Raw genomic sequence first — 18,229 nt, forward strand, 5'->3', positions numbered from 1 at the left:
GGCCGGGATCAGGTGCAGGAAAGGGCGGGTGTGGTGGCGGCGCCTTCGCCCATGAAGCCGAAGGTTGTGGTGGCGCCCGGGGACAGGGTGCCGTTCCAGGCGGCGTTCCGGGCGGAGGCGGTGGTGCCGCTCGTGGTGACGGTGGCGCCCCAGGACTGGAGGATGCGCTGGCCCGAGGCCAGCGGCCAGGTGGCGGTCCACGCGGTAGTTCCGGTGGCGCCGGCGGTGATGGTCACTTCGCCCTGGAAGCCGTTGGTCCACGTGCCGGTGACGGCCAGCCGGGCCGAACACGCGCCGGCGGGTGCGGGCGTGGTCGGCGTGGCCGGGGTCGTCGGCGTCGGGGTGGGGGTGGCGGTGATGGCCGGGGTCGTCGGCGTCGGGGTGGGGGTGGCGGTGATGGCCATCTCGGCGTCGGTGAACGGGGTGTAGGACGGGTTGACGTCGGTTTCGCCGGGGCGGCCGTCGCACGTACGGCTGGGGTTGAACAGTAGGTAGGTGCCGGAACCGCAGGTGGAAGCCAGCTCGGCATCCCCACCGACCACAATGGAGCCGAACAGGTCGGCGCCGCCCTGGATGAGGGCGTTGTCCTTGACGACGGCGTTGCCGCTGATCCGGGCGCCCGAGTTGACCCAGGCCAGGCCCTCGATGCGGGCGTTGCCGCCGACCGTGCTGGCGCCGAAGACGGCGGCGCGGGGGCCGACGTAGGCGGTCGAGGCGACGGTGGCGCGGTTGTCGACCCAGCCGCCGCCGTTGCTGTGCCAGTGACCGCCCCCGGTGGCGGCCGGCTTGGTGTAGCCGGGCTCGTGACCGGACGGGGTGGCGCCGGCGACCGAGAACTCGTACGGGTAGCGGTAGTTCTTGGTGTAGCCGTCGAGGAAACCGTAGTGGTGCACGGCCGTGGGCGCGCCCAGCACGACCAGATAGAGCTCCGTCTCCCCCGCTTGGAGCTCAATCGAGATCTGCCCGTCGGCCGCCGTCGAGACCGGGCCGTACCGGGGTGTGCCGTTCTTCAGCGCGACGAAGCCGTAGCTCCACCCGGATCCGGCCGCCGCGTCGACGTGCCCCTTGAAGCGCAGCTGAACGAGGGACGAGGTGGGCACCAGCTTGATCTTGTTGTAGCCGTAGTCGGAGGGCGCCAGCGCGGGCGGGATCGCGTAGTGGTGGCCGACCGCGTCGACCGGGACCCCGTTGTACGCGTTGATGAAGCCGGCGCCGTACACGCTGTCGGCGAACCGCTGGAAGTGGCTCTTGTTGCTGTAGTCGTACGTGACCTGCCGCTGCGCGTACCCGGCCAGGTCGGCGTTGAGCTGCTCCTGGCTGAAGCCCCTGAGGCGCCGGTACGTCTCCAGTGGATGCTCGGTGGAGCGGGCCTCGTTCCACAGCCGGTTGAAGATGGACACGCCACCGTTGCGGTCGGCCAGGTATTGGATGAGCATCCAGGCGCCGTAGTGGTGCCGGCTGGACGAGTAGGCGAGGTTCTCGGTGCGCAGGAAGCGCGTCAGGTCACCCGCCCCGCCGTCCGGATAGACCTGCATGGCCATGTATTCGGCGCCGGCTTCCCAGAACGTGCCGGCGGACGCGTCCGTGAAGCCGTACCCCTGCCGTCCCAGGAATGTCAGGTTCTGGAACACGTGGCCGAGCTCGTGGGCGAGACCCCACGACCCGGGCCGGGCCGCGGCCGGCGCGATGTTGATGACGCCGACCTTGCCGTCGGCGCTGCCGCCGGTGGCCCAGGCGTCGAGCTCCGTGCGGTTCCAGGTCTGGGTGACGATCACGTCGATCTTGTAGGTGGCGAGCGCACCGGTCTCCGGGGTGAACTTCATCGTGTTCACGTAGTAGGAGTACAGCGACTCCAGCTGAGACAGGATGTCGTTCGGGTCGAACGTGTAGGGCGAGGGTGCGCTGACCGGGTCGGTGCCCGCCTTCTCGCCCCAGAGCAGGATGAAGTTGGCCGACTCCCGCGTGCGGTCCTGGCTCCACGGCACCTCCCCGGTGCTCTTCCATGAGGCGGGGAGGTAGACGGTCTTGGCGGCGGCGAGCGCCGGCTGGGGCACACCGACGACGGCGAGGACCACCGCGGCGACCAGAGCGAACAGGCGGGACATGGGGACAGCCCTTCAGGACGGCGAAAAGGCCCCCACGATGGCCGACGCCCATCCTGACGTGCTGATTGATCGGTGTCAATGCCGCTGAACGAAAACGTTTTCGGCCAGGGCGCGCGCCGCGTCGACGGCCCGGTCGGCGATCTCACCGAGCGAACGGTCGGTGCGCGCGAAGAATCCCTCGGCATACAGCGAGACGTAGCCGTGGGCCACCGCCAGTGTCGCCTCGAGAAGGCGTACGGCCGCCGGGAAATCCGCGCAGGCGGTGGCCAGGTCGAGCAGCGTGGTCATCAGGGCCCGCGTCTCCGACCGGCGGGTGTCGTCGGGCACCTGGTACAGCTCGGCGGCGAAGATGACGCTCATCCCGGCGCCCGTCCCCGCGACGTACCGGACGTAGGCCCCGGCAACGGAGGCCACTCGGGCGACGGGGTCGTTCTCCGCCTCGCCGGCGGCGGCTTCGATGGCCGTACGCAGATCACGCGCGGCCGCCGCCGACACGGCGCTCAGCAGATGGGCCCGATCCGGGAAGTGCCGGTACGGCGCGGCGGAGCTCACGCCGATGCGCCGGGCGACCGCCGCCACCGAGAAGCGCTGCAGCCCGCACTCGGCGAGCGACTCGAAGCTCGCCTCGACCAGCGCCGCCCGGAGATCGCCGTGGTGGTAGCGCGTCACGGTTGCCTCCATGTAAGGGGTCTCTTACATTACCGGAGTAAGAGCCCTCTTACATATCGCGCTCGGGAGACATCGTGACCATCCGGCTCGGCTACCAGATTCCGAACTTCACCTACCCCGGCGTCCCGGTCGAGGACCTCTTCGACACCGTCGCCGCCCAGGCCCGCGAGGCCGAGGCCGTGGGCTTCGACACCGTGCTGGTGATGGACCACTTCTACCAACTGCCCGGCATCAACACGCCGGAGAACCCGATGATGGAGGCCTACACGACGCTGGCCGCCCTCGCCGCCTCGACGTCCACGGTGCAGCTGTCGACGCTGGTCACCGGCAACACGTACCGCAACCCGGCCCTGCTGGCCAAGACGGTGACCACCCTCGACGTGATCTCGAAGGGCCGGGCCGTCCTCGGCATCGGCGCCGGCTGGTTCGAGCGCGAGCACCACGACTACGGCTTCGAGTTCGGCACGTTCGGCCAGCGCTTCGAGCGCCTGGAGGAGGCCCTGAACATCATCGCCCCGATGCTCAAAGGTGAGGAGGCCACCCTCGACGGCAAGTGGTACCAGGCCCGCGGGGCGATGAACCACCCCCGGCTGCGCACGGTGCCGATCATGCTGGGTGGCTCCGGCGAGCAGAAGACGTTCCGGCTGGCGGCCCGCTTCGCCGACCACATGAACATCATCTGCGACCTCGACGACCTGCCCCGCAAGGTCGCCGTGCTCAAGCAGCGGTGCGAGGAGATCGGCCGCGACCCGGCCACGCTGGCCACCTCGTACCTGGCCATGGGCCTGGTCGGCGAGACCGAGCAGGAGGCCAAGGAGTTCGAGGCCGGCATCCCCGAGGACCGCCGGGCCCGCGCCTTCGCCGGCACGCCGCAGCAGGTGGCCGAGAAGCTGCAGGAGAAGGTCCTCGGCGCCGGCATCGACGGCCTCACCATCAACCTGATCCGCAACGGCCACCGCCCCGGCGTGGTCACGGCGGTCGGCGAGGCCCTCAAGCCGCTAGTGACCGCCTGATCAGCGTCTGCGGGTCGCCGGGCTCGACGACCTCCTGCAGGAACACGACGCGGTGGACGATGTAGCCCAGCCAGGACTGGGCGGTGAGGTGGACGGGGAAGTCGCGCGGCAGCTTCCCCGTCGCCACCCCGCGGTCGAGGATCGTGACCAGGCACTCGAGCCACGGGTGCAGAATGTCGCGCAGGTCGGCCAGGCCGGCCTCACCCCGGGAGCTCATGGCTCCGGCGACCACGCTGGCGTCGCCGTAGAGCGTGAGCGTGCCCAGCACCGCCGCCAGCTGAGCCTGGGCGTCGGCGGCGGCCACATCGCCCGCTGAGACTGTCTCAGGATGAGACACCACAACGCGGAGGCGGCGAGTGAGATGACCGTATGGAAGCAACGACGTTCGGCGAGCTGGCCGCCCTCGTCCTGCGCCTCGGCGTGCTGGGCATCCTGGTCGCCGTCCTGAACGCCGTTGCCCTTCGGGTCGTACGCCCCGACGAGGTGCCCAGCTGCGCGCGGGGCCGCATCCGCTGGTGGGGCGCGCACAACCCCGCCCTGTTCGTCAGCAGCGTCGTCATCACCCTGATCGGCCTGGCCGGCGTGATCGCCGTCTGATCCGGCCAGCCGTTCGGCACCGGTCGCGCGATGACGTTCGCCCAGGATAATGGGTCGGTGAGTGTGGGTGATGACGCTGCGGGAGTGCCGGAGCCGTTGCGGCGGGAGCTGATGAAGGAGCTGACCGCCGCTCGGGAGCTTGCCGTGGGCGATCCGGAGGCGGCCGCTGACCGGGTGAACGACGCCGAGGTTGCGCTGGGACATCGGGACCAGCCCGGGCGGGAGCGGTTGGCGGCCTCCATGCGGGCGTTGCTGCGGCATCGCCGGCCCGAGGCGACCATCTGCCCGAGTGATGCGGCCAGGGTGGCCGGTGGGGGGTCGTGGCGGGATCTGATGGACGCGGCGCGGCAGGTGGCGGGCGAGCTGGCGCGGGACGGCATCATCGTCGTCCGTCAGCGTGGTGAGGACGTGGATGTGGAGACTGCGGTGGGGCCGGTTCGGCTTGCTCGCGGGCCGGCGTGGGGGTCAGAGGACGAAGGTCTCGAGTAACAAGAACGCGTTGAGGCCGATGATCAGGGCGGCGACCGTGGCGGCGGCGGCGTTCGTCCAGGGGTTGTTGACGAAGACGCCCATGATGTCGCGGCGGCGGGTCAGCATCAGCAGAGGTATCAGGGCGAACGGAATGCCGAAGGACAGCACCACCTGGGAGATGACCAGGCTGTCGGTGGGTGGCAGGCCGAGGCCGAGCACCAGCAGGGCGGGGGCCATCGTCACGGCGCGGCGGAGGAAGAGCGGGATCTGGCGGCGGATGAAGCCCTGCATGACGATCTGACCGGCGTAGGTGCCGACACTGGAGGACGACAGGCCCGAGGCGAGCAGGGCGATGGCGAAGGCCAGGGCCGCTCCCCCGCCGACCATGGCGGCCAGGCCGTTGTGGGCGGACTGGATGGCGTCGCCCTCGGCGAAGGGGACGCCGGCGTCGTGGAACAGCGATGCCGCCACGACGAGCATGGACAGGTTGATCAGGCCGGCCGCGCCGAGGCCGATGAGCACGTCGAGGCGCTGGAAGCGGAGCAGTTCCGAGCGTTCGGCGTCGTCGCGGCAGGCGACCCGGGCCTTGGTCAGGGCCGAGTGCAGGTAGACGACGTGGGGCATGACCGTGGCGCCGATGATGCCGCAGCCCAGGAGCACGCTGTCGCTGCCGGCCAGCCGCGGGACCAGCCCGGAGGCGATGCCGGCCGGGGAGGCGCCGACGACCAGCAGGTCGTACAGGAAACCCAGCAGGACGATGCCCAGCAGGCCGGCGATCGCCAGTTCGAAGCGGCGATAGCCGCGTTGTTCGAGGGACAGGATGGCGAACGCGACGACGGCTGTGATCAGGCCGGCGGCGAACAGGGGCACGCCGAAGAGCAGGTAGAGGCCGATCGCCGCGCCCACGAACTCGGCCAGGTCGGTGGCCATGGCGACGATCTCGGCCTGCACCCAGAGGCCGCGGGAGACCGGCCGGGGCAGATGCCGCCGGCACAGTTCGGGCAGGTCCTGGCCGGTGGCGACGCCGGCCTTGGCCGAGAGGTACTGCACGAGCATGGCCGTGCCGTTGGCCGCCACGATGACCCAGATCAGCGTGTATCCGTAGTGCGCGCCGGCGGTGAAGTTGGTGGCGAAGTTGCCGGGGTCCACATAGGCCACCGCGGCGACGAACGCGGGGCCCAGCAGGGCGATCGTGCCGCGGACGCGCCCGCGGGAGAGGGCGACGGCCAGGCCGTCGCCCTTCATCGGTCCCATGCTGTCTAGCCGACCGAGGGACCGAGGCCCAGCGACTGCGGGGTGCTCGAGTCGGGCGACGGCTGGCGCAGGCCCTCGTCGAGCTCGCCGATCTCGGTCATCAGGGCGGGGCTGCCGCCCCACGGTGTCTGCTCCTCGGCGACCAGGGTGTTGGTCGTGAGCAACAGGCCGGCCACCGACGCGCCGTTCTCCAGGGCCGAGCGGACCACCCGCAGCGGGTCGACCACACCCATCTCGATCATGTTGCCGTAGCGGCCCTGCAGCGCCTCGAAGCCGTCGTCGCGGCCGAGTTCGCCGATCCTGGCCACGGTCTCGGCGCCGGAGTAGCCGGCGTTGGTGGCGATGAGGAACGCCGGTTCGCTCAGCGCCCGCCGTACGATCTCGACGCCGATGCCGTAGTCGTCCTTGAGGTCCATGCCCTCCACGGCGTCCTGCGCGTGCAGGCGGCGACTGGACGGCGACGCAGCTCAGTAAGCCTGCCGCGGCGAGTAGGACGCTGCCGGCGAGCAGGACCGAGCGCAGGCCGAAGGCGTGGGCGAGGACTCCCGCCGCGGCCGCGCCGGCCGGCATGGCGGACAGGCCGACCAGGCGGTAGCTGCTGGTGACGCGGCCGAGCAGGTGGGGCGGCACGATGCTCTGGCGCGGCGAGACGGTGACGACGTTCCAGGCGGAGGTGGCCAGGCCGATCACGGCGAGGCTGGTCACGGCGGCGGCCATGGTGACGACCAGGCCGGTGGCCGCGAGGGCGGCGGCCTGCAGGAACACGCAGGCGAGGAGCAGCGCCGGCAGGGGCAGGTCGCGGGCAGGTCGCGGGCGGGCGGCCGGCGATCGAGACGGCGAACAGGCCCAGCACGACGGCCCGGCCAAGGTCGACGCGCCACATGAGCACGCGGCGGTCGACCCGGTCGGCGACCGCGCCGCTGATCAGCCCGAACAACAGCCGCGGCAGATAGCCGGCCGCGAAGACCGGGGAAACACCGCGCGGGTCGGTGGTCAGGTCGGCCGCGAGCAGCGGAAAGGCAACGTATCGGACGCCATCGCCGAAGGCGGAGACGGTGGCCGCGGTCCATAGCAGCCGGAAGGAACGCCCGAGCCGATGATCGGTTGCCGTGGTCACCCCGATCGCGCCGCCCATCCGTCGACGGGCCTCAGCCTAGCCGCGGCCACCGCGGCTCACCGCCCCGTCAGGACAGAGATGCCGCAGCGGCGCGCAGGTCCTTGAGAGCGGCCAGGGCATGAGGCGCCAGGCCGCCGGCGTCGTCGCGATCGGTTTCGGACCAGGTGGTGTAGCCGCGCTTGAAGGCGAGGACCCCCAGCTCAGCAGCGACCTGAGCGACGGGGTCGGTGATGCCACGGGCGATCAGGGCGGCGCTCATGGCGGCGGCCATGCCGACACTCTTCAACGCGTCGCGTTCCTGCAGCTCGGTGCTCGCGGCGACGGCGGCCTTCAGGCGGGGGCCGAGCTCGCGGTTGGCCGGGCCCATCTCGGCGGCGGCGCGCTCCAGGCCGGCGGCGACGGCGTCGAGGGGGGCGGTGCCGGGTGGGGCGTCGCGGATGCCCTCGGCCAGCAGGCGGCTCAGGGTTTCCTGGCCGGCGACGAGCAGCTCGCGCTTGTCGGAGAAGTGGCGGAAGAAGGTGCTCTTGGTGACGCCGGCGCGTTCGGCGATCTGGGCGACCGTGGTGGCGTCGAAGCCCTGCTCGATGAACAGGTCGACGGCGGCCACGACGAGCCGCTGGGTCGTCTCGGGTTGCCAGCGGGCCATGGGGCCAGGATAGCGATGGGACTTTGGTCCCGTCACAGTGCTACGGTGATGGGACAAGAGTCCCATCGCTTTGGGGAGCACAACATGCACGTCTTCGTCACCGGCGGCACCGGCACCATCGGCTCGGCCGTGGTCGCCGAACTGCTCGCCCACGGTCACACCGTCCTGGCCCTCGCCCGCTCCGACAACTCGGAGCAGGCCCTGAAGGGAGCCGGGGCCGAGGTCCTGCGCGGCGGTCTGGCCGACCTGGAGGTCCTGCGGACCGGAGTGGCGCGTACGGACGGGGTGGTCAGCCTTGCCTTCGGGCGCGACTACGGCAGCCCGGAGAGCCTGGCCGCGTCCATCGCCGAGGAGAGCGCCGCCATGGCCACCCTCGGCGAGTCCCTGATCGGCAGCGGGCGGCCCATCGTGACCGTTTCCGGGACGCCGTGGGTGCCGGGCCGCGCCTCCACCGAGGCCGACCCGGTGCCGACCGACGGGCCGGTCGGTCAGCGCGGCCGTTCGGTCAACGCGCTGCTGGCGCTGGCCTCGCAGGGCGTTCGGGCCACGTCCGTACGCATGCCGCGCACGGTTCACAACAACGGCGAGGGCGGGTTCGCCGGTCTGTTGACGGATGCGGCCCGCCGCAGCGGGATCGCCGGTTACCCGGGCGACGGCGCCCAGCGCTGGCCGGCCGTGCACGCCCTCGACGCGGCCGTGGTGTTCCGCCTGGCCCTCGAATCGGCGCCGGCCGGCACCGCCTGGCAGGCCGTGGCCGACGAGGGCGACGCCGTCCGGGACATCGCCGCCGTCGTCGGCCGGCGGCTGGGCCTGCCGGTCGAGTCCGTGCCGGAGGAGACCTTCGGCCCGTTCGGCCCGATCTTCGCGATGGACCAGCCGGCCTCCAGCGCCTACACCCGCGAGACCCTGGGCTGGCAGCCCACCCACCCGAGCCTGCTGGAAGACCTCGAAAACCTTCAACCCTGAGACGTGCGGCGGAACGGCTCACCGGTTAGAGCCGCGCCACACGCGAGCTCCGCGCACCGCAGCCGGCCCGGAGACCGATCTCGCCGGGCGGGGTCCGCCCCCACCCGGCGAGCACCACCCGGGCGGTCAGAGAATCAGCTTGCCGTTCTTCACGCGGGGCCAGGTCTGGTAGTGCGAGGAGTAGAGGGACTGGCCGACCCAGGTGGCGTCGGTCGCCACCGGCTTGCGCGGGGTGGAGGCGACGAAGTTGCTCGCGTCGTCGGTCGAGCCGGTGCCGTCGTAGCGGGCCACGGCCGGGTAGGGGAAGACCGGGCGGGTGCGGGCCGCGGCGGTGGCGACGATGCGGCCGGGCCGGTGGCCGGTCTCGACCCAGGACATGACCGGGGTGAGGACGTCGAAGCTGTTCGGGCCCTCGCCGCCACCGCAGTGGGCCATGCCGGGGAAGAGGTACAGCTTGGCGAAACTGTCCGGATTGGACACGGCCTGGCGCAGGGCGTCGTAGTAGATCAGGGTGCCCTGCGGGGAGATGTGCTGGTCGTTCCAGCCGTGCCAGAGGATCAGTTTGCCGCCGCCGCGCTTGAAGGCGGTCAGGTCAGGATCCAGGGCGGCCATGTACGACGACGAGGGCAGCACGGCCTTCCCGAAGGACTCGATCGTCAGCCTGAGGTCGGTCAGCTGGAAGGAAGGCCGGGGATTGTTCGGCTGGGCCAGGTAGCGCAGGTAGGACAGCGCGAAGTTCTCGCTCGCCACCGTCTGGCCCTGGGCCGTGGGCACGAACAACGTCCATTCGAGCTCGGAACCCCACTCGTGCGAGATGTACGGCTCGAGGCGGTTGCCGCGGGCGTCGGTGGCGCCGTCGTGCAGCTTGCGGACGACGGCGGCCTCGGCCTTGGTCAGACAGGTGGCCGGGTCCGGGCAGACCAGCGTCGACGGGTTGAAGTCGCACAACCGTGGGTCGTCGATGAGCCCGTCCTTCAACCCGTCGAGGCTGTCGCACTTGGCCAGCACCGCGGCGTGAACGAGCGGCAACTTGCCGGCCAGCAGGATGTAGTTGCCGTTGGCGTCCTTGTTGGCGAGCACGTTCCAGGCGTGGTGGAAGGTGTTCTGCACGGCCATGTTGTTGGCGGGCGCGCCGGCCGCGATGCCGTCGAAGTCGTCCGGGAAGCGCTGGGCCTCCATCAGCGCCTCGCGACCGCCGTCCGAGCAGCCGGTGAAGTACGAGTAGCGGGGCGCCCGGCCGTAGAACGCCTTGATGAGCGCCTTCGTGGTCTGCGCGGTGACGTGGACACCGCGGTAGGCGAAGTCGATCTGCGCCTGCGGGTTGTTCGCGGCCCAGGAGCCGTCGTTGAGGCCTTGGTGGCCCATGTCGGTGGTGGCGCTGGCGACCTCGCCGTTGACCACGGGTTCGCAGCCGGCGGCCTGACCGTAGTTGATGTTCGCGCTGCCGCAGAGGCCACCGCAGCCGGTCTGCACGTAGCGCTGCGTCCAGCCGTTGAGGGGCAGCCGGGCCACGATCGTGTTCGCGGGCGCGATGGTGCCCCGGACTTCACAGTTCGGGCCGACGACGGTGGCGGACGTGATGGTGACCGGAGCCCCGGCGGCCCGGCTCAGGTCGAGCCCGCGGACGGCCGAGCAGTCGATCTTGGGTTTGAGGGCCGGCAAGTCGGCCAGCCCGTCCCTGGGGGGAGCGGCAGCCGCGAACGCGGAGGCGGCCACCAGGAGGACGGGGAGAAGGAGGGAGGACGGACGGCGCATGGACGTCACCTACTCTGGGCGGGGAACGGTGAGCCGCGGGAAGACGCGGCGGGCGTTGCCTTCGTAGACCTTGAAGCGGTCCTCGTCGGAGAGCCCGAGCGCGTCCACGTAGCGCCGGGTGTCGTCGAAGTGATGGCCGGTCTCGGGGTCGATGCCGCGCACAGCACCCACCATCTCCGACCCGAAGAGGACGTTGTCAACACCGATCACCTTGACGAGGAGGTCGATGCCGGGCTGGTGGTAGACGCACGTGTCGAAGAAGACGTTCGTCATCACGGTCTCGTCGAGCGGCGGCCGGCCGAGCATGTCGGCCAGGCCGCGGAAGCGCCCCCAGTGGTACGGCACCGCTCCCCCGCCGTGCGGGATGATGAACCGCAGCCCGGGGAAGCGCTGGAACAGGTCCGACTGCAGGAACTGCATGAACGCGGTGGTGTCGGCGTTCAGGTAGTGCGAGCCGGTGGCGTGGAAATTGCCGTTCGTCACGGCCGAGACGTGCACCATGGCCGGCACGTCGAGCTCGACCATCGCCTCGTAGAACGGGTACCACGACTCGTCCGTGAGCGGCGCCGAGGTCCAGTGGCCGCCGCTCGGGTCGGGGTTGAGGTTGCAGCCGATGAAGCCGAGCTCCTCGACGCATCGTCGCAGCTCGGCGATCGAGTGGGCGATCGGCACGCCGGGCGACTGCGGGAGCTGCCCGACACCGGCGAACTTGTCCGGGTAGAGCGCGGTGACCCGGGCGATGAGGTCGTTGCAGGCGGTGGTCCAGGCCTCGCTGACCGCCTCGTCGCCGAAGTGGTGGCCCATGGCCGAGGCCCGCGGGGAGAAAATGGTCAGGTCGACGCCGCGCTCCGCCATGAGCCGCAATTGGCTGCCCTCGACGGATTCCCGGATCTCGTCGTCGGAGATGCGGGGGTAGGCCGGAGCGGCCAGCCCGGACGAGAACGCCTCCTGCTGCTGCGATCGCCAGGCGGTGTGCGCGGCCGGGGCGGTGGTGTAGTGGCCGTGACAGTCGATGATCACGCGTCGGCCTCCTCGACGGGCACGACCGGCGTGCCGTGGGTGTGGAAGGTGTCGATCGTCTTGAGGCCCCAGGCCTGGCCCTTGGCCCGTTCCTCACGGGTCCAGCTGATCGTGCGCCAGTCGGGCGCGAGGATCAGGCGCGCGCCGGCGTTGCAGATCTCGATGCGGTTGCCGCCGGGTTCCCAGACGTAGAGGAAGAAGGTCTGCTGGATGGCGTGCTTGTGCGGGCCGGTCTCGATGTGGACGCCGGCGTCGAGGCAGACGTCGGCCGCCCGCAGGATCTCCTCGCGGGTGTCGGTGGCGAAGGCGATGTGGTGCAGGCGCCCACGGCTCCCGGTCCAGTCCTCGGTGTAGACCAGGTCGTAGGTCTTGTTGCCGAGCGAGTACCAGACGGCCTGGGGCGACCCGTCGTCCTTGACGATCTGTTCCGTGCACCGGGCGCCGAGCGTCTCGCTCAGGAACGTGCTCGTCTCCGGCACGTTCGCGGTCAGGTAGTTCACGTGGTCGAGCCGGCGCAGATTCGCGCCCCGCCCCGGATACCGGGCCGCCTGGTTCTTGAGCGCGGGCTTGTCGGAGCCGTCGGGCTCGTACCAGTCGACGTCCCAGTAGAGGCCCATCTCGTGGCCGTCCGGATCCTCGAACAGGAAGACCTCGCCCAGCCCGGGAACGTCCTTTACTGATGTGCCCGCGCCGAGCGCATCGCGCAGCCGGTGCAGCGCTTGCGGGCTCGCCGCGCGCAGATAGGTGCGCCCGATGCCCGCTTGCGGGTTCCGGACGAGCCGGATCGTCCAGGACTGGTAGTCGTCCCAGGTGTGCAGATAGATCGAGTCGGCGTCCCGGCGCACCTCCCGCAGCCCCATGACGTCGACGAAGAAGTCGCGCGACTCCTCGAGCACCGCCGTCCGCAGCTCGACCGGCCCGGCGTGGGCGATGTCCCGCCGCCGGTCCGGGTCGTGGGTGACGCTCATCCGGTTGCCTTTCCCGTGCGCGGCCACACCAGGCCGTCGGACAACTTGCGGGCCGTGCGCACCACGGTGCTGCGGACCAGACGGGCCTTCGGCCCTACACCTTCGAGCTGGACGTACGCGTCGAAGAAGCCGCTCGGGTGCTCGACGCGAACCAACCGGTTGTTGGCCTCACCCCGCGCGCGCAGGGCGGCCGCGACCGAGACCGCGCCGAGGACGCCGATCGCCGCGTGCACCCGATGCGGGATGAACGTGCGCGTGGTGACCGTGCCGCCGTGGCGGGGCGCCGAGATGATGCTGACCTTCGGGACGGTCGTGTCGCGGACGTCGCCCAGGCCCATCTTCCGGCCGGCCTCGACCCGCAGCGCCTCGACCTTCGCCCGAAGCGCCTCGTCGGCCTCGAGCACCGCCGGCTCCTCGTCGCCCGCGAGCCCCAGGTCTCCCGCCCGGACGAGGACGACGGGCATGCCCGCGTCGACTGCGGTCGCCTCGACCCCGGCGAAGAAGTCAACCACCTGCCCGGTGGGGAAGAGCGGAGCATCGCCGCCAGGAAAGGCCAGATCGATCGGCGCGGCCGGGAAGGGCGTGCCCGCCATGACCGTGTCGCCGTCGTACTGGACCTGGCCGGCGGGTGTGCGCACCGTGGCCTCGGCCAGGCTGACGGTCGGGTTCATGATCCGGATCCGTACGGTCGTGGTCTCCCCCGCCGGCGCGACCAGACCCCGCTCGATCGCGAAGGGGCCGACCCCGGCCAGGAGGTTGCCGCAGGTCTGGGCGTCGGTGACGATCGGCCGGTCCGGCACCACCTGCAGGAAGAGGTAGTCGACATCGGCGCCGGGCGACTCCGACGGGCCGACCACCGCCACCTTGCTCGTCAGCGGGTGGCCGCCGCCGAGACCGTCGATCTGCCGTTCGTCGGGCGACCCCATGATGCGCAGCAGCAGGTCGTCCCGCTCGGCCGGGTCCGCCGGCAGATCCGCCGCCAGGAAGTACGCGCCCTTCGAACTGCCCCCGCGCATCTGCATGCACCGGATGCCCTGGGACGTCACGGGAGGTCGTCCACGTACTCGACGCCGAGTTCCGCGAGCAGGGGGCGCAGGTTGTAGAGGTCGACGCCGAGGGTGCCGTCGGCCAGCGTCTTGCGTTTGGTCTCCTCGGCGGCGAGGCGCTTGCGGGCCGCCTCGACGGTAGCCGGGCCCTGGGCGATGGGCAGGGCCAGCACGCCGTCGTCGTCGGCCACGATGATGTCGCCGGGGTGGACGATCTGGCCGTCGGCAACCACCGGGACGTTCACCGAACCGGGGCTCGCCTTGACCGTCCCTTGTGCGTGCACCGCCCGGGACCACACCGGGAAGCCGAGAGAACGGAGCGCCGCGATGTCGCGTACGCCCGCGTCACTCACCAGACCGATGACGCCGCGCGCCATCAGCGACGTGGCGAGAAGGTCGCCGAACATGCCGTCGGTCGACGGCGAGGTCGTCGTGACGACCAGGACGTCGCCGGGCCGGCACATCTCCACGGCGGCGTGAATCATCAGGTTGTCGCCGGGATGACACGAGACGGTGACGGCCGAGCCGGCGATCGCCGCGCCCTCCTGCCGGGCCTGGATCGCCGGGCCCAGCAGGCCGATCCGGCCGGCCGCCTCGTGCACGGTGGCCACCCCGGCGGCGCGCAGGGCTTCGATGGTCTCGGCGTCGGCCCGGTTCACGTTCCGGACCACGTAGTGCGATGCCACGGCGTCCCTCGCATCGATATCGGTGGTGTTGCCGACATGTCTACGGCTCCTGAAGATCGGAGTCAAGATTGTCTTCCAAATTGTTGACAATATCGGTAACGTCCGCGGCGTCGGCCCGCTCCCGTCGGCTCCCTGGAGGAGAAATGCTCCGCCGCTCGTTCGCCTTGGTTCTCGCCTCCGCCCTGTTCGCCACCGCCGCGTGCGGTGGCGACGGCGGCGACGCCACCACTTCGCCCGACGGCACCACCGCGCTCAAGGTCGGTGTCATCCCCATCGTCGACGTCGCGCCGATCTACCTCGGCGTCAAACAGGGCTTCTTCAAATCCGAGGGCCTGGACGTCACCCTCGAGACCGCCCAGGGCGGCGCCGCCATCGTGCCCGGCGTCGTCAGTGGCCAGTTCCAGTTCGGCTTCAGCAACACCACATCGCTGCTGCTCGCCTCGTCGCAGGGCCTACCGCTCAAGGTGGTCTCGGCCGGTGTCGCCTCGACGGGCGAGACCGGCAAGGACTTCGGCGCCGTCATCGTCAAGAAGGACAGCCCGATCAAGACGGCGGCCGACCTCGCCGGTAAGCGCATCGCCGTCAACACGCTGAAGAACATCAACACCACGACCGTCAACAAGGTCGTCCGCGACGCCGGCGGCGACCCGTCGACCATCAAGTACGTGGAGCTCGGCTTCCCGGACATCGCAGCCGCCGTGGCCAAGGGCGACGTGGACGCGGGCCAGGTGGTCGAGCCGTTCCTGACCATCGCCGCCGGCCAGGGCGACCGCCAGGTCGTCTCGAACTACGCCGGCACCGACCCCGATCTGATGGTCGGCCTGTACTTCACCTCGCAGCAGTTCCTGTCGAAGAACCCCGAGGTGGCCCAGAAGTTCACGGCCGCCATGGCCAAATCCCTCGAGTACGCCTCGAGCCACGGCGACGAGGCGCGGGCGGTCCTCAACGACTACACGAAGATCGACCCCGCCGTGCAGAAGAGCCTGGTCCTGCCGAAGTGGCCGAGCACGGTCGGCCAGGACTCGGTGCAGGTCCTCTCCGATCTGGCGCTCCAGGACGGGCTCATCACCAAGCAGCCGGACCTCGGGACGCTGCTTCCGTGACTGTCTTCCTCAATGCGCCGGCCGGCCAGGTGACCGCTCGGCCGGCCGTCCTGGGGCTCACCGGCCTCGCCATCGCCGTCGGCCTTCTCGAGGCGCTCCCCCGACTGGGCATCGTGGACAGCCGGTTCCTTCCGCCGTTCAGCGCGATGGCCCGTTCCCTGGCCGGGCAGCTGACCACCGGCGGCTTCTGGACGGCCACGGGGCAGACATTGCGCGGCTGGGCGCTGGGCCTGGCCATCGCGATGACGGCCGGCATCGTCGTCGGCGTGGTGGTCGGCAGCGTCCCGCTGCTGCGCGCGCTGACCGCCTCGACCATCGAGTTCCTCCGGCCGATCCCGTCGGTCGCGCTGATCCCGTTGGTGGTGCTCATCTACGGCAGCGAGATGCCGTCGGCGCTCGTGCTGGTCGTCTACGCCGCGTTCTGGCAAGTTCTGGTTCAGGTGCTGTACGGGGTGGCCGACGTGGACCCGGTCGTCCGGGACACCGCGCGGTCGTACCGCTTCTCGCGCCGCGCGATCGTCCGGACCGTCATCTGGCCGACCGCGATGCCTTACGTGGTAACGGGTTTCCGGCTCGCTGCCTCGGTCGCGCTGATCCTCGAGATCACCGCCGAGCTCATCATCGGCGTGCCCGGCCTCGGCCGGTCGATCGGGGTGGCCCAGAGCTCCGGGGCGGTCGCCGAGACGTACGCCCTGGTGTTGGTCGTCGGGGTCATCGGGGTGCTGGTCAACGTGCTCGCGCGGGCCGTGGAGAAGCGGGCCCTGCGGTGGCACACGTCGGTACGGAGGGATCTGTGAGACGCGCACTCCTGGCTCTGGCCCTGCCGTTGGTGTTGCTCGCCGCGTGGTGGGTGGCGTCGGCCGGCAGCACCAGCTTCTTCTGGCCGCCGCTGCGCACCATCGTCGAGGCGTTCCCCCACACCTGGACGGCCGATCCGCTGGTCAACGACGTGCTGCCCAGCCTGGCCCGGCTCGCGATCGGCTATCTCGCCGCGGTCGGGATCGGGGTCGCGCTGGGCGGGGCGATCGGCGCCTCGCGGACCCTGCGCGAGCTGTGCGAGCCGGTGCTGGAGTTCCTGCGGGCCGTGCCGCCGCCGGTTCTCATCCCGGTCATCGCACTGTTCGCCGGCTACACCGGCTGGACCTCGAAGATCATCACGATCGCGCTCGGCTGCGTGTGGCCGATCCTGCTCAACACCATCGAAGGCGTCCGCTCCCTGGACGAGGTGCTGCGCGACACGGCCCGGTCGTACCGCTTCGGCCGAGGGGCGACGCTCTGGCACGTCGTGCTGCGCGGCGCCAGCCCGCGCATCGCCACCGGCGCCCGGCAGGCGCTGTCCATCGGCGTGATCCTCATGGTGATCAGCGAGCTGTTCGGGGCCGACCGCGGCCTCGGCGCCGCCGTCGTGCAGTTCCAGCGGGGCTTCGCCATCCCGCAGATGTGGACCGGCATCATCCTGCTCGGCCTGATCGGCGTCGCCCTGTCCGGGCTGTTCCGCCTGGTCGAGCACCGAACCCTGGCCTGGTACCGCGGGCTGCGCCAGGCCGAACGAGGAGCGTAGAGATGACCGTCATCCTGGACGTCGACGGCCTGGCCAAGACCTACACCGGCCACGGCCGCGAGGTCGAGGCCATCCGCGACCTCACCTTCCAGATCCATCAAGGCGAGATGGTGTGCATCGTCGGCCCCTCCGGCGCCGGCAAGACGACCCTGCTGCGGTGCATCGCCGGCCTGCTCTCCAGCTCGGCGGGCAAGATCGTGCTCGACGGCTCCCCCGTCACCCAGCCCCCGCCCGGCATGGCCGTGGTGTTCCAGGAGTACGGGCGCAGCCTGTTCCCGTGGCTCACGGTCCGCAAGAACGTCGAGCTTCCGCTGCGCGAGAAGGGCCTCGGCAAGGCCGACCGCGCCGCGAGAGTGGACGCCGCCCTGGAGGCGGTCGGCCTGAGCGAGAGCGCCGACGCCCACCCGTGGCAGCTCTCCGGCGGCATGCAGCAGCGGGTGGCCATCGCCCGCGCCATCGCGTACGAGCCCTCGGTCCTGCTGATGGACGAGCCGTTCGCCGCCGTGGACGCCCAGACCCGGGCCGACCTGGAGGACCTGGTCCGCCGCCTCTGGCTCCAGCTGGGCGTCACCGTCCTGTTCGTCACCCACGACATCGACGAGTCGGTCTACCTGGGTCAGCGCGTCCTGGTCCTGTCCAACCGCCCCACCGTCGTCCTGGAGGACGTGCGGGTCGACCTCCCGGCCGAACGCGACCAGCTGGGCACCCGCTCCTCCGCCCGCTTCGCCGAGTTGCGCAGCCACGTCTACGAACTGATCCAGCTGGCCAAGAAGGGCCATCGCCCCTAGCGCGGCTTGGCCACGGTGAGCAGGATGACGCTGTCATCCAGAGCTTCGAGACTGTGCCGCGCGGCGGGGATGACAAGGAGATCACCGGCCTCGCCGTCGATGGTCCCGGCCCCGGCGGGCTCGGCCGCGGCGAGGCGGACGCGGCCGCTGAGGACCTGCAGGGTGGCGTCGCCGGGGCTGTTGTGCTCGTGCAGCAACTGCCCGGCGGCGAGCGCGATGACGGTCTGCCGCAGGGTCGTCGTGTGGTCGCCGAAGACGGTGTGGGCGCCGCGGCCGCTCGACGCGTCCCGGGCGGTCACCGCCTCCTTGGCGGCGAGCTCGGTCAACGAGATCTTCTCCATGCCCCTCACCCTCCCCTCGGCCCGAGCCGGCGAGCAGAGGCGAAAGTCCCGAACGCGCGATAAGGGGACGCGTGGTCAGCCCCGCGCGGAGCGAGCCCTTGGTCAGCCCCGCGCGGAGCGGGC

General features: G+C 71.0%; 21 protein-coding genes. 8 read left to right on the top strand and 13 right to left on the bottom strand.

The annotated features are described in order from the left end of the window. Positions 1 to 8: 8 nt before the first annotated feature. Both AB0J66_RS07965 and AB0J66_RS07970 read right to left on the bottom strand, forming a co-directional pair. Positions 9 to 2,105, bottom strand: coding sequence for a DUF6055 domain-containing protein (locus AB0J66_RS07965; protein WP_364657041.1), 2,097 nt, complete (start codon positions 2,103 to 2,105; stop codon positions 9 to 11). A 75-nt stretch (positions 2,106 to 2,180) separates the two neighbouring features. Beyond that, positions 2,181 to 2,774 (bottom strand): TetR family transcriptional regulator, encoded by a 594-nt coding sequence (locus tag AB0J66_RS07970; protein ID WP_364657043.1) that lies wholly within the window; start codon positions 2,772 to 2,774, stop codon positions 2,181 to 2,183. 74 nt (positions 2,775 to 2,848) lie between these two features. On the opposite strand from AB0J66_RS07970, the gene AB0J66_RS07975 reads away from it, so the two are divergent. Continuing rightward, positions 2,849 to 3,787 (top strand): LLM class F420-dependent oxidoreductase, encoded by a 939-nt coding sequence (locus tag AB0J66_RS07975; RefSeq protein ID WP_364657046.1) that lies wholly within the window; start codon positions 2,849 to 2,851, stop codon positions 3,785 to 3,787. Here AB0J66_RS07975 and AB0J66_RS07980 read toward each other — a convergent pair. Further along, entirely contained in the window at positions 3,765 to 4,091 is a 327-nt protein-coding gene (locus AB0J66_RS07980; protein WP_364657048.1) for a TetR/AcrR family transcriptional regulator C-terminal ligand-binding domain-containing protein, read from the bottom strand. The two genes, AB0J66_RS07975 and AB0J66_RS07980, sit on opposite strands and share 23 nt — an antisense overlap. 65 nt (positions 4,092 to 4,156) lie before the next feature. Here AB0J66_RS07980 and AB0J66_RS07985 point away from each other — a divergent pair, with 65 nt between their 5' ends. Then, positions 4,157 to 4,384, top strand: coding sequence for a hypothetical protein (locus AB0J66_RS07985; protein ID WP_364657051.1), 228 nt, complete (start codon positions 4,157 to 4,159; stop codon positions 4,382 to 4,384). Positions 4,385 to 4,441: 57 nt separating this feature from the next. Next, the gene (locus tag AB0J66_RS07990) at positions 4,442 to 4,873 is read left to right on the top strand and encodes a DUF3253 domain-containing protein (protein WP_364657053.1); all 432 of its coding nucleotides are present in this window, start codon (positions 4,442 to 4,444) and stop codon (positions 4,871 to 4,873) included. Here AB0J66_RS07990 and AB0J66_RS07995 read toward each other — a convergent pair. The 4 genes from AB0J66_RS07995 to AB0J66_RS08010 are packed head-to-tail and all read right to left on the bottom strand — an operon-like array spanning position 4,850 to position 7,872. After that, positions 4,850 to 6,100 carry an Nramp family divalent metal transporter gene (locus AB0J66_RS07995; RefSeq protein WP_364657056.1) on the bottom strand — a complete coding sequence of 417 codons (1,251 nt, stop codon included), beginning with the start codon at positions 6,098 to 6,100 and terminating at the stop codon, positions 4,850 to 4,852. The genes AB0J66_RS07990 and AB0J66_RS07995 overlap by 24 nt on opposite strands. Before the next feature lie 14 nt (positions 6,101 to 6,114). Beyond that, positions 6,115 to 6,525: a TCP-1/cpn60 chaperonin family protein gene (locus AB0J66_RS08000; RefSeq protein WP_364657059.1), complete on the bottom strand. Its 411-nt coding sequence runs from the start codon at positions 6,523 to 6,525 to the stop codon at positions 6,115 to 6,117. Next, positions 6,471 to 7,244 (bottom strand): MFS transporter, encoded by a 774-nt coding sequence (locus AB0J66_RS08005; RefSeq protein WP_364657062.1) that lies wholly within the window; start codon positions 7,242 to 7,244, stop codon positions 6,471 to 6,473. The genes AB0J66_RS08000 and AB0J66_RS08005 overlap by 55 nt, the downstream gene beginning before the upstream one ends. Before the next feature lie 49 nt (positions 7,245 to 7,293). Next, positions 7,294 to 7,872, bottom strand: a complete 579-nt coding sequence (locus tag AB0J66_RS08010; RefSeq protein WP_364657064.1) for a helix-turn-helix domain-containing protein — start codon at positions 7,870 to 7,872, stop codon at positions 7,294 to 7,296. A gap of 84 nt (positions 7,873 to 7,956) precedes the next feature. Here AB0J66_RS08010 and AB0J66_RS08015 point away from each other — a divergent pair, with 84 nt between their 5' ends. Beyond that, positions 7,957 to 8,838 (top strand): SDR family oxidoreductase, encoded by an 882-nt coding sequence (locus tag AB0J66_RS08015; protein WP_364657066.1) that lies wholly within the window; start codon positions 7,957 to 7,959, stop codon positions 8,836 to 8,838. 126 nt (positions 8,839 to 8,964) lie between these two features. Here the strand turns inward: AB0J66_RS08015 and AB0J66_RS08020 are convergent, their stop codons facing one another. From AB0J66_RS08020 to AB0J66_RS08040, 5 genes are read right to left on the bottom strand one after another with little or no spacing between them, the layout of a single operon-like run. After that, positions 8,965 to 10,593 carry a tannase/feruloyl esterase family alpha/beta hydrolase gene (locus AB0J66_RS08020; protein ID WP_364657069.1) on the bottom strand — a complete coding sequence of 543 codons (1,629 nt, stop codon included), beginning with the start codon at positions 10,591 to 10,593 and terminating at the stop codon, positions 8,965 to 8,967. A gap of 9 nt (positions 10,594 to 10,602) precedes the next feature. After that, positions 10,603 to 11,613, bottom strand: a complete 1,011-nt coding sequence (locus AB0J66_RS08025; protein ID WP_364657072.1) for an amidohydrolase family protein — start codon at positions 11,611 to 11,613, stop codon at positions 10,603 to 10,605. Continuing rightward, the gene (locus AB0J66_RS08030) at positions 11,610 to 12,581 is read right to left on the bottom strand and encodes a VOC family protein (protein WP_364657075.1); all 972 of its coding nucleotides are present in this window, start codon (positions 12,579 to 12,581) and stop codon (positions 11,610 to 11,612) included. The genes AB0J66_RS08025 and AB0J66_RS08030 overlap by 4 nt, the downstream gene beginning before the upstream one ends. Then, on the bottom strand, positions 12,578 to 13,627 hold the full coding sequence (locus AB0J66_RS08035) for a PrpF domain-containing protein (protein WP_364657078.1): 1,050 nt from the start codon (positions 13,625 to 13,627) through the stop codon (positions 12,578 to 12,580). The genes AB0J66_RS08030 and AB0J66_RS08035 overlap by 4 nt, the downstream gene beginning before the upstream one ends. Next, the gene (locus AB0J66_RS08040) at positions 13,624 to 14,313 is read right to left on the bottom strand and encodes a 4-carboxy-4-hydroxy-2-oxoadipate aldolase/oxaloacetate decarboxylase (RefSeq protein ID WP_364657080.1); all 690 of its coding nucleotides are present in this window, start codon (positions 14,311 to 14,313) and stop codon (positions 13,624 to 13,626) included. The genes AB0J66_RS08035 and AB0J66_RS08040 overlap by 4 nt, the downstream gene beginning before the upstream one ends. A 143-nt stretch (positions 14,314 to 14,456) precedes the next feature. Here AB0J66_RS08040 and AB0J66_RS08045 point away from each other — a divergent pair, with 143 nt between their 5' ends. The 4 genes from AB0J66_RS08045 to AB0J66_RS08060 are packed head-to-tail and all read left to right on the top strand — an operon-like array spanning position 14,457 to position 17,765. Then, entirely contained in the window at positions 14,457 to 15,416 is a 960-nt protein-coding gene (locus tag AB0J66_RS08045) for an ABC transporter substrate-binding protein (protein ID WP_364657083.1), read from the top strand. Continuing rightward, on the top strand, positions 15,413 to 16,213 hold the full coding sequence (locus AB0J66_RS08050) for an ABC transporter permease subunit (RefSeq protein WP_364657086.1): 801 nt from the start codon (positions 15,413 to 15,415) through the stop codon (positions 16,211 to 16,213). Before AB0J66_RS08045 ends, AB0J66_RS08050 begins: the two co-directional genes overlap by 4 nt. Further along, positions 16,210 to 16,977, top strand: a complete 768-nt coding sequence (locus tag AB0J66_RS08055; protein WP_364657089.1) for an ABC transporter permease — start codon at positions 16,210 to 16,212, stop codon at positions 16,975 to 16,977. The genes AB0J66_RS08050 and AB0J66_RS08055 overlap by 4 nt, the downstream gene beginning before the upstream one ends. 2 nt (positions 16,978 to 16,979) lie before the next feature. Further along, positions 16,980 to 17,765: an ABC transporter ATP-binding protein gene (locus tag AB0J66_RS08060; protein ID WP_364657092.1), complete on the top strand. Its 786-nt coding sequence runs from the start codon at positions 16,980 to 16,982 to the stop codon at positions 17,763 to 17,765. Here the strand turns inward: AB0J66_RS08060 and AB0J66_RS08065 are convergent. Then, a complete protein-coding gene (locus tag AB0J66_RS08065) occupies positions 17,762 to 18,106 on the bottom strand; it encodes a cupin domain-containing protein (RefSeq protein ID WP_364657095.1) in 345 nt (114 codons plus the stop codon). The genes AB0J66_RS08060 and AB0J66_RS08065 overlap by 4 nt on opposite strands. Positions 18,107 to 18,229: the final 123 nt, after the last annotated feature.

The sequence above is a fragment of the Actinoplanes sp. NPDC049598 genome (genome assembly GCF_040675435.1).
Classification (GTDB): Bacteria; Actinomycetota; Actinomycetes; order Mycobacteriales; family Micromonosporaceae; genus Actinoplanes.

Bases quoted from the DNA above. Each gene is read 5' to 3' on its own strand.
- AB0J66_RS08060 (WP_364657092.1), top strand. From the start codon at position 16,980: ATGACCGTCATCCTGGACGTCGACGGCCTGGCCAAGACCTACACCGGC.
- AB0J66_RS08065 (WP_364657095.1), bottom strand. From the start codon at position 18,106: ATGGAGAAGATCTCGTTGACCGAGCTCGCCGCCAAGGAGGCGGTGACC.
- AB0J66_RS07965 (WP_364657041.1), bottom strand. From the start codon at position 2,105: ATGTCCCGCCTGTTCGCTCTGGTCGCCGCGGTGGTCCTCGCCGTCGTC.
- AB0J66_RS08020 (WP_364657069.1), bottom strand. From the start codon at position 10,593: ATGCGCCGTCCGTCCTCCCTCCTTCTCCCCGTCCTCCTGGTGGCCGCC.
- AB0J66_RS08000 (WP_364657059.1), bottom strand. From the start codon at position 6,525: ATGGACCTCAAGGACGACTACGGCATCGGCGTCGAGATCGTACGGCGG.
- AB0J66_RS08030 (WP_364657075.1), bottom strand. From the start codon at position 12,581: ATGAGCGTCACCCACGACCCGGACCGGCGGCGGGACATCGCCCACGCC.
- AB0J66_RS08010 (WP_364657064.1), bottom strand. From the start codon at position 7,872: ATGGCCCGCTGGCAACCCGAGACGACCCAGCGGCTCGTCGTGGCCGCC.
- AB0J66_RS07985 (WP_364657051.1), top strand. From the start codon at position 4,157: ATGGAAGCAACGACGTTCGGCGAGCTGGCCGCCCTCGTCCTGCGCCTC.
- AB0J66_RS08045 (WP_364657083.1), top strand. From the start codon at position 14,457: ATGCTCCGCCGCTCGTTCGCCTTGGTTCTCGCCTCCGCCCTGTTCGCC.
- AB0J66_RS08015 (WP_364657066.1), top strand. From the start codon at position 7,957: ATGCACGTCTTCGTCACCGGCGGCACCGGCACCATCGGCTCGGCCGTG.
- AB0J66_RS07995 (WP_364657056.1), bottom strand. From the start codon at position 6,100: ATGAAGGGCGACGGCCTGGCCGTCGCCCTCTCCCGCGGGCGCGTCCGC.
- AB0J66_RS08005 (WP_364657062.1), bottom strand. From the start codon at position 7,244: ATGGGCGGCGCGATCGGGGTGACCACGGCAACCGATCATCGGCTCGGG.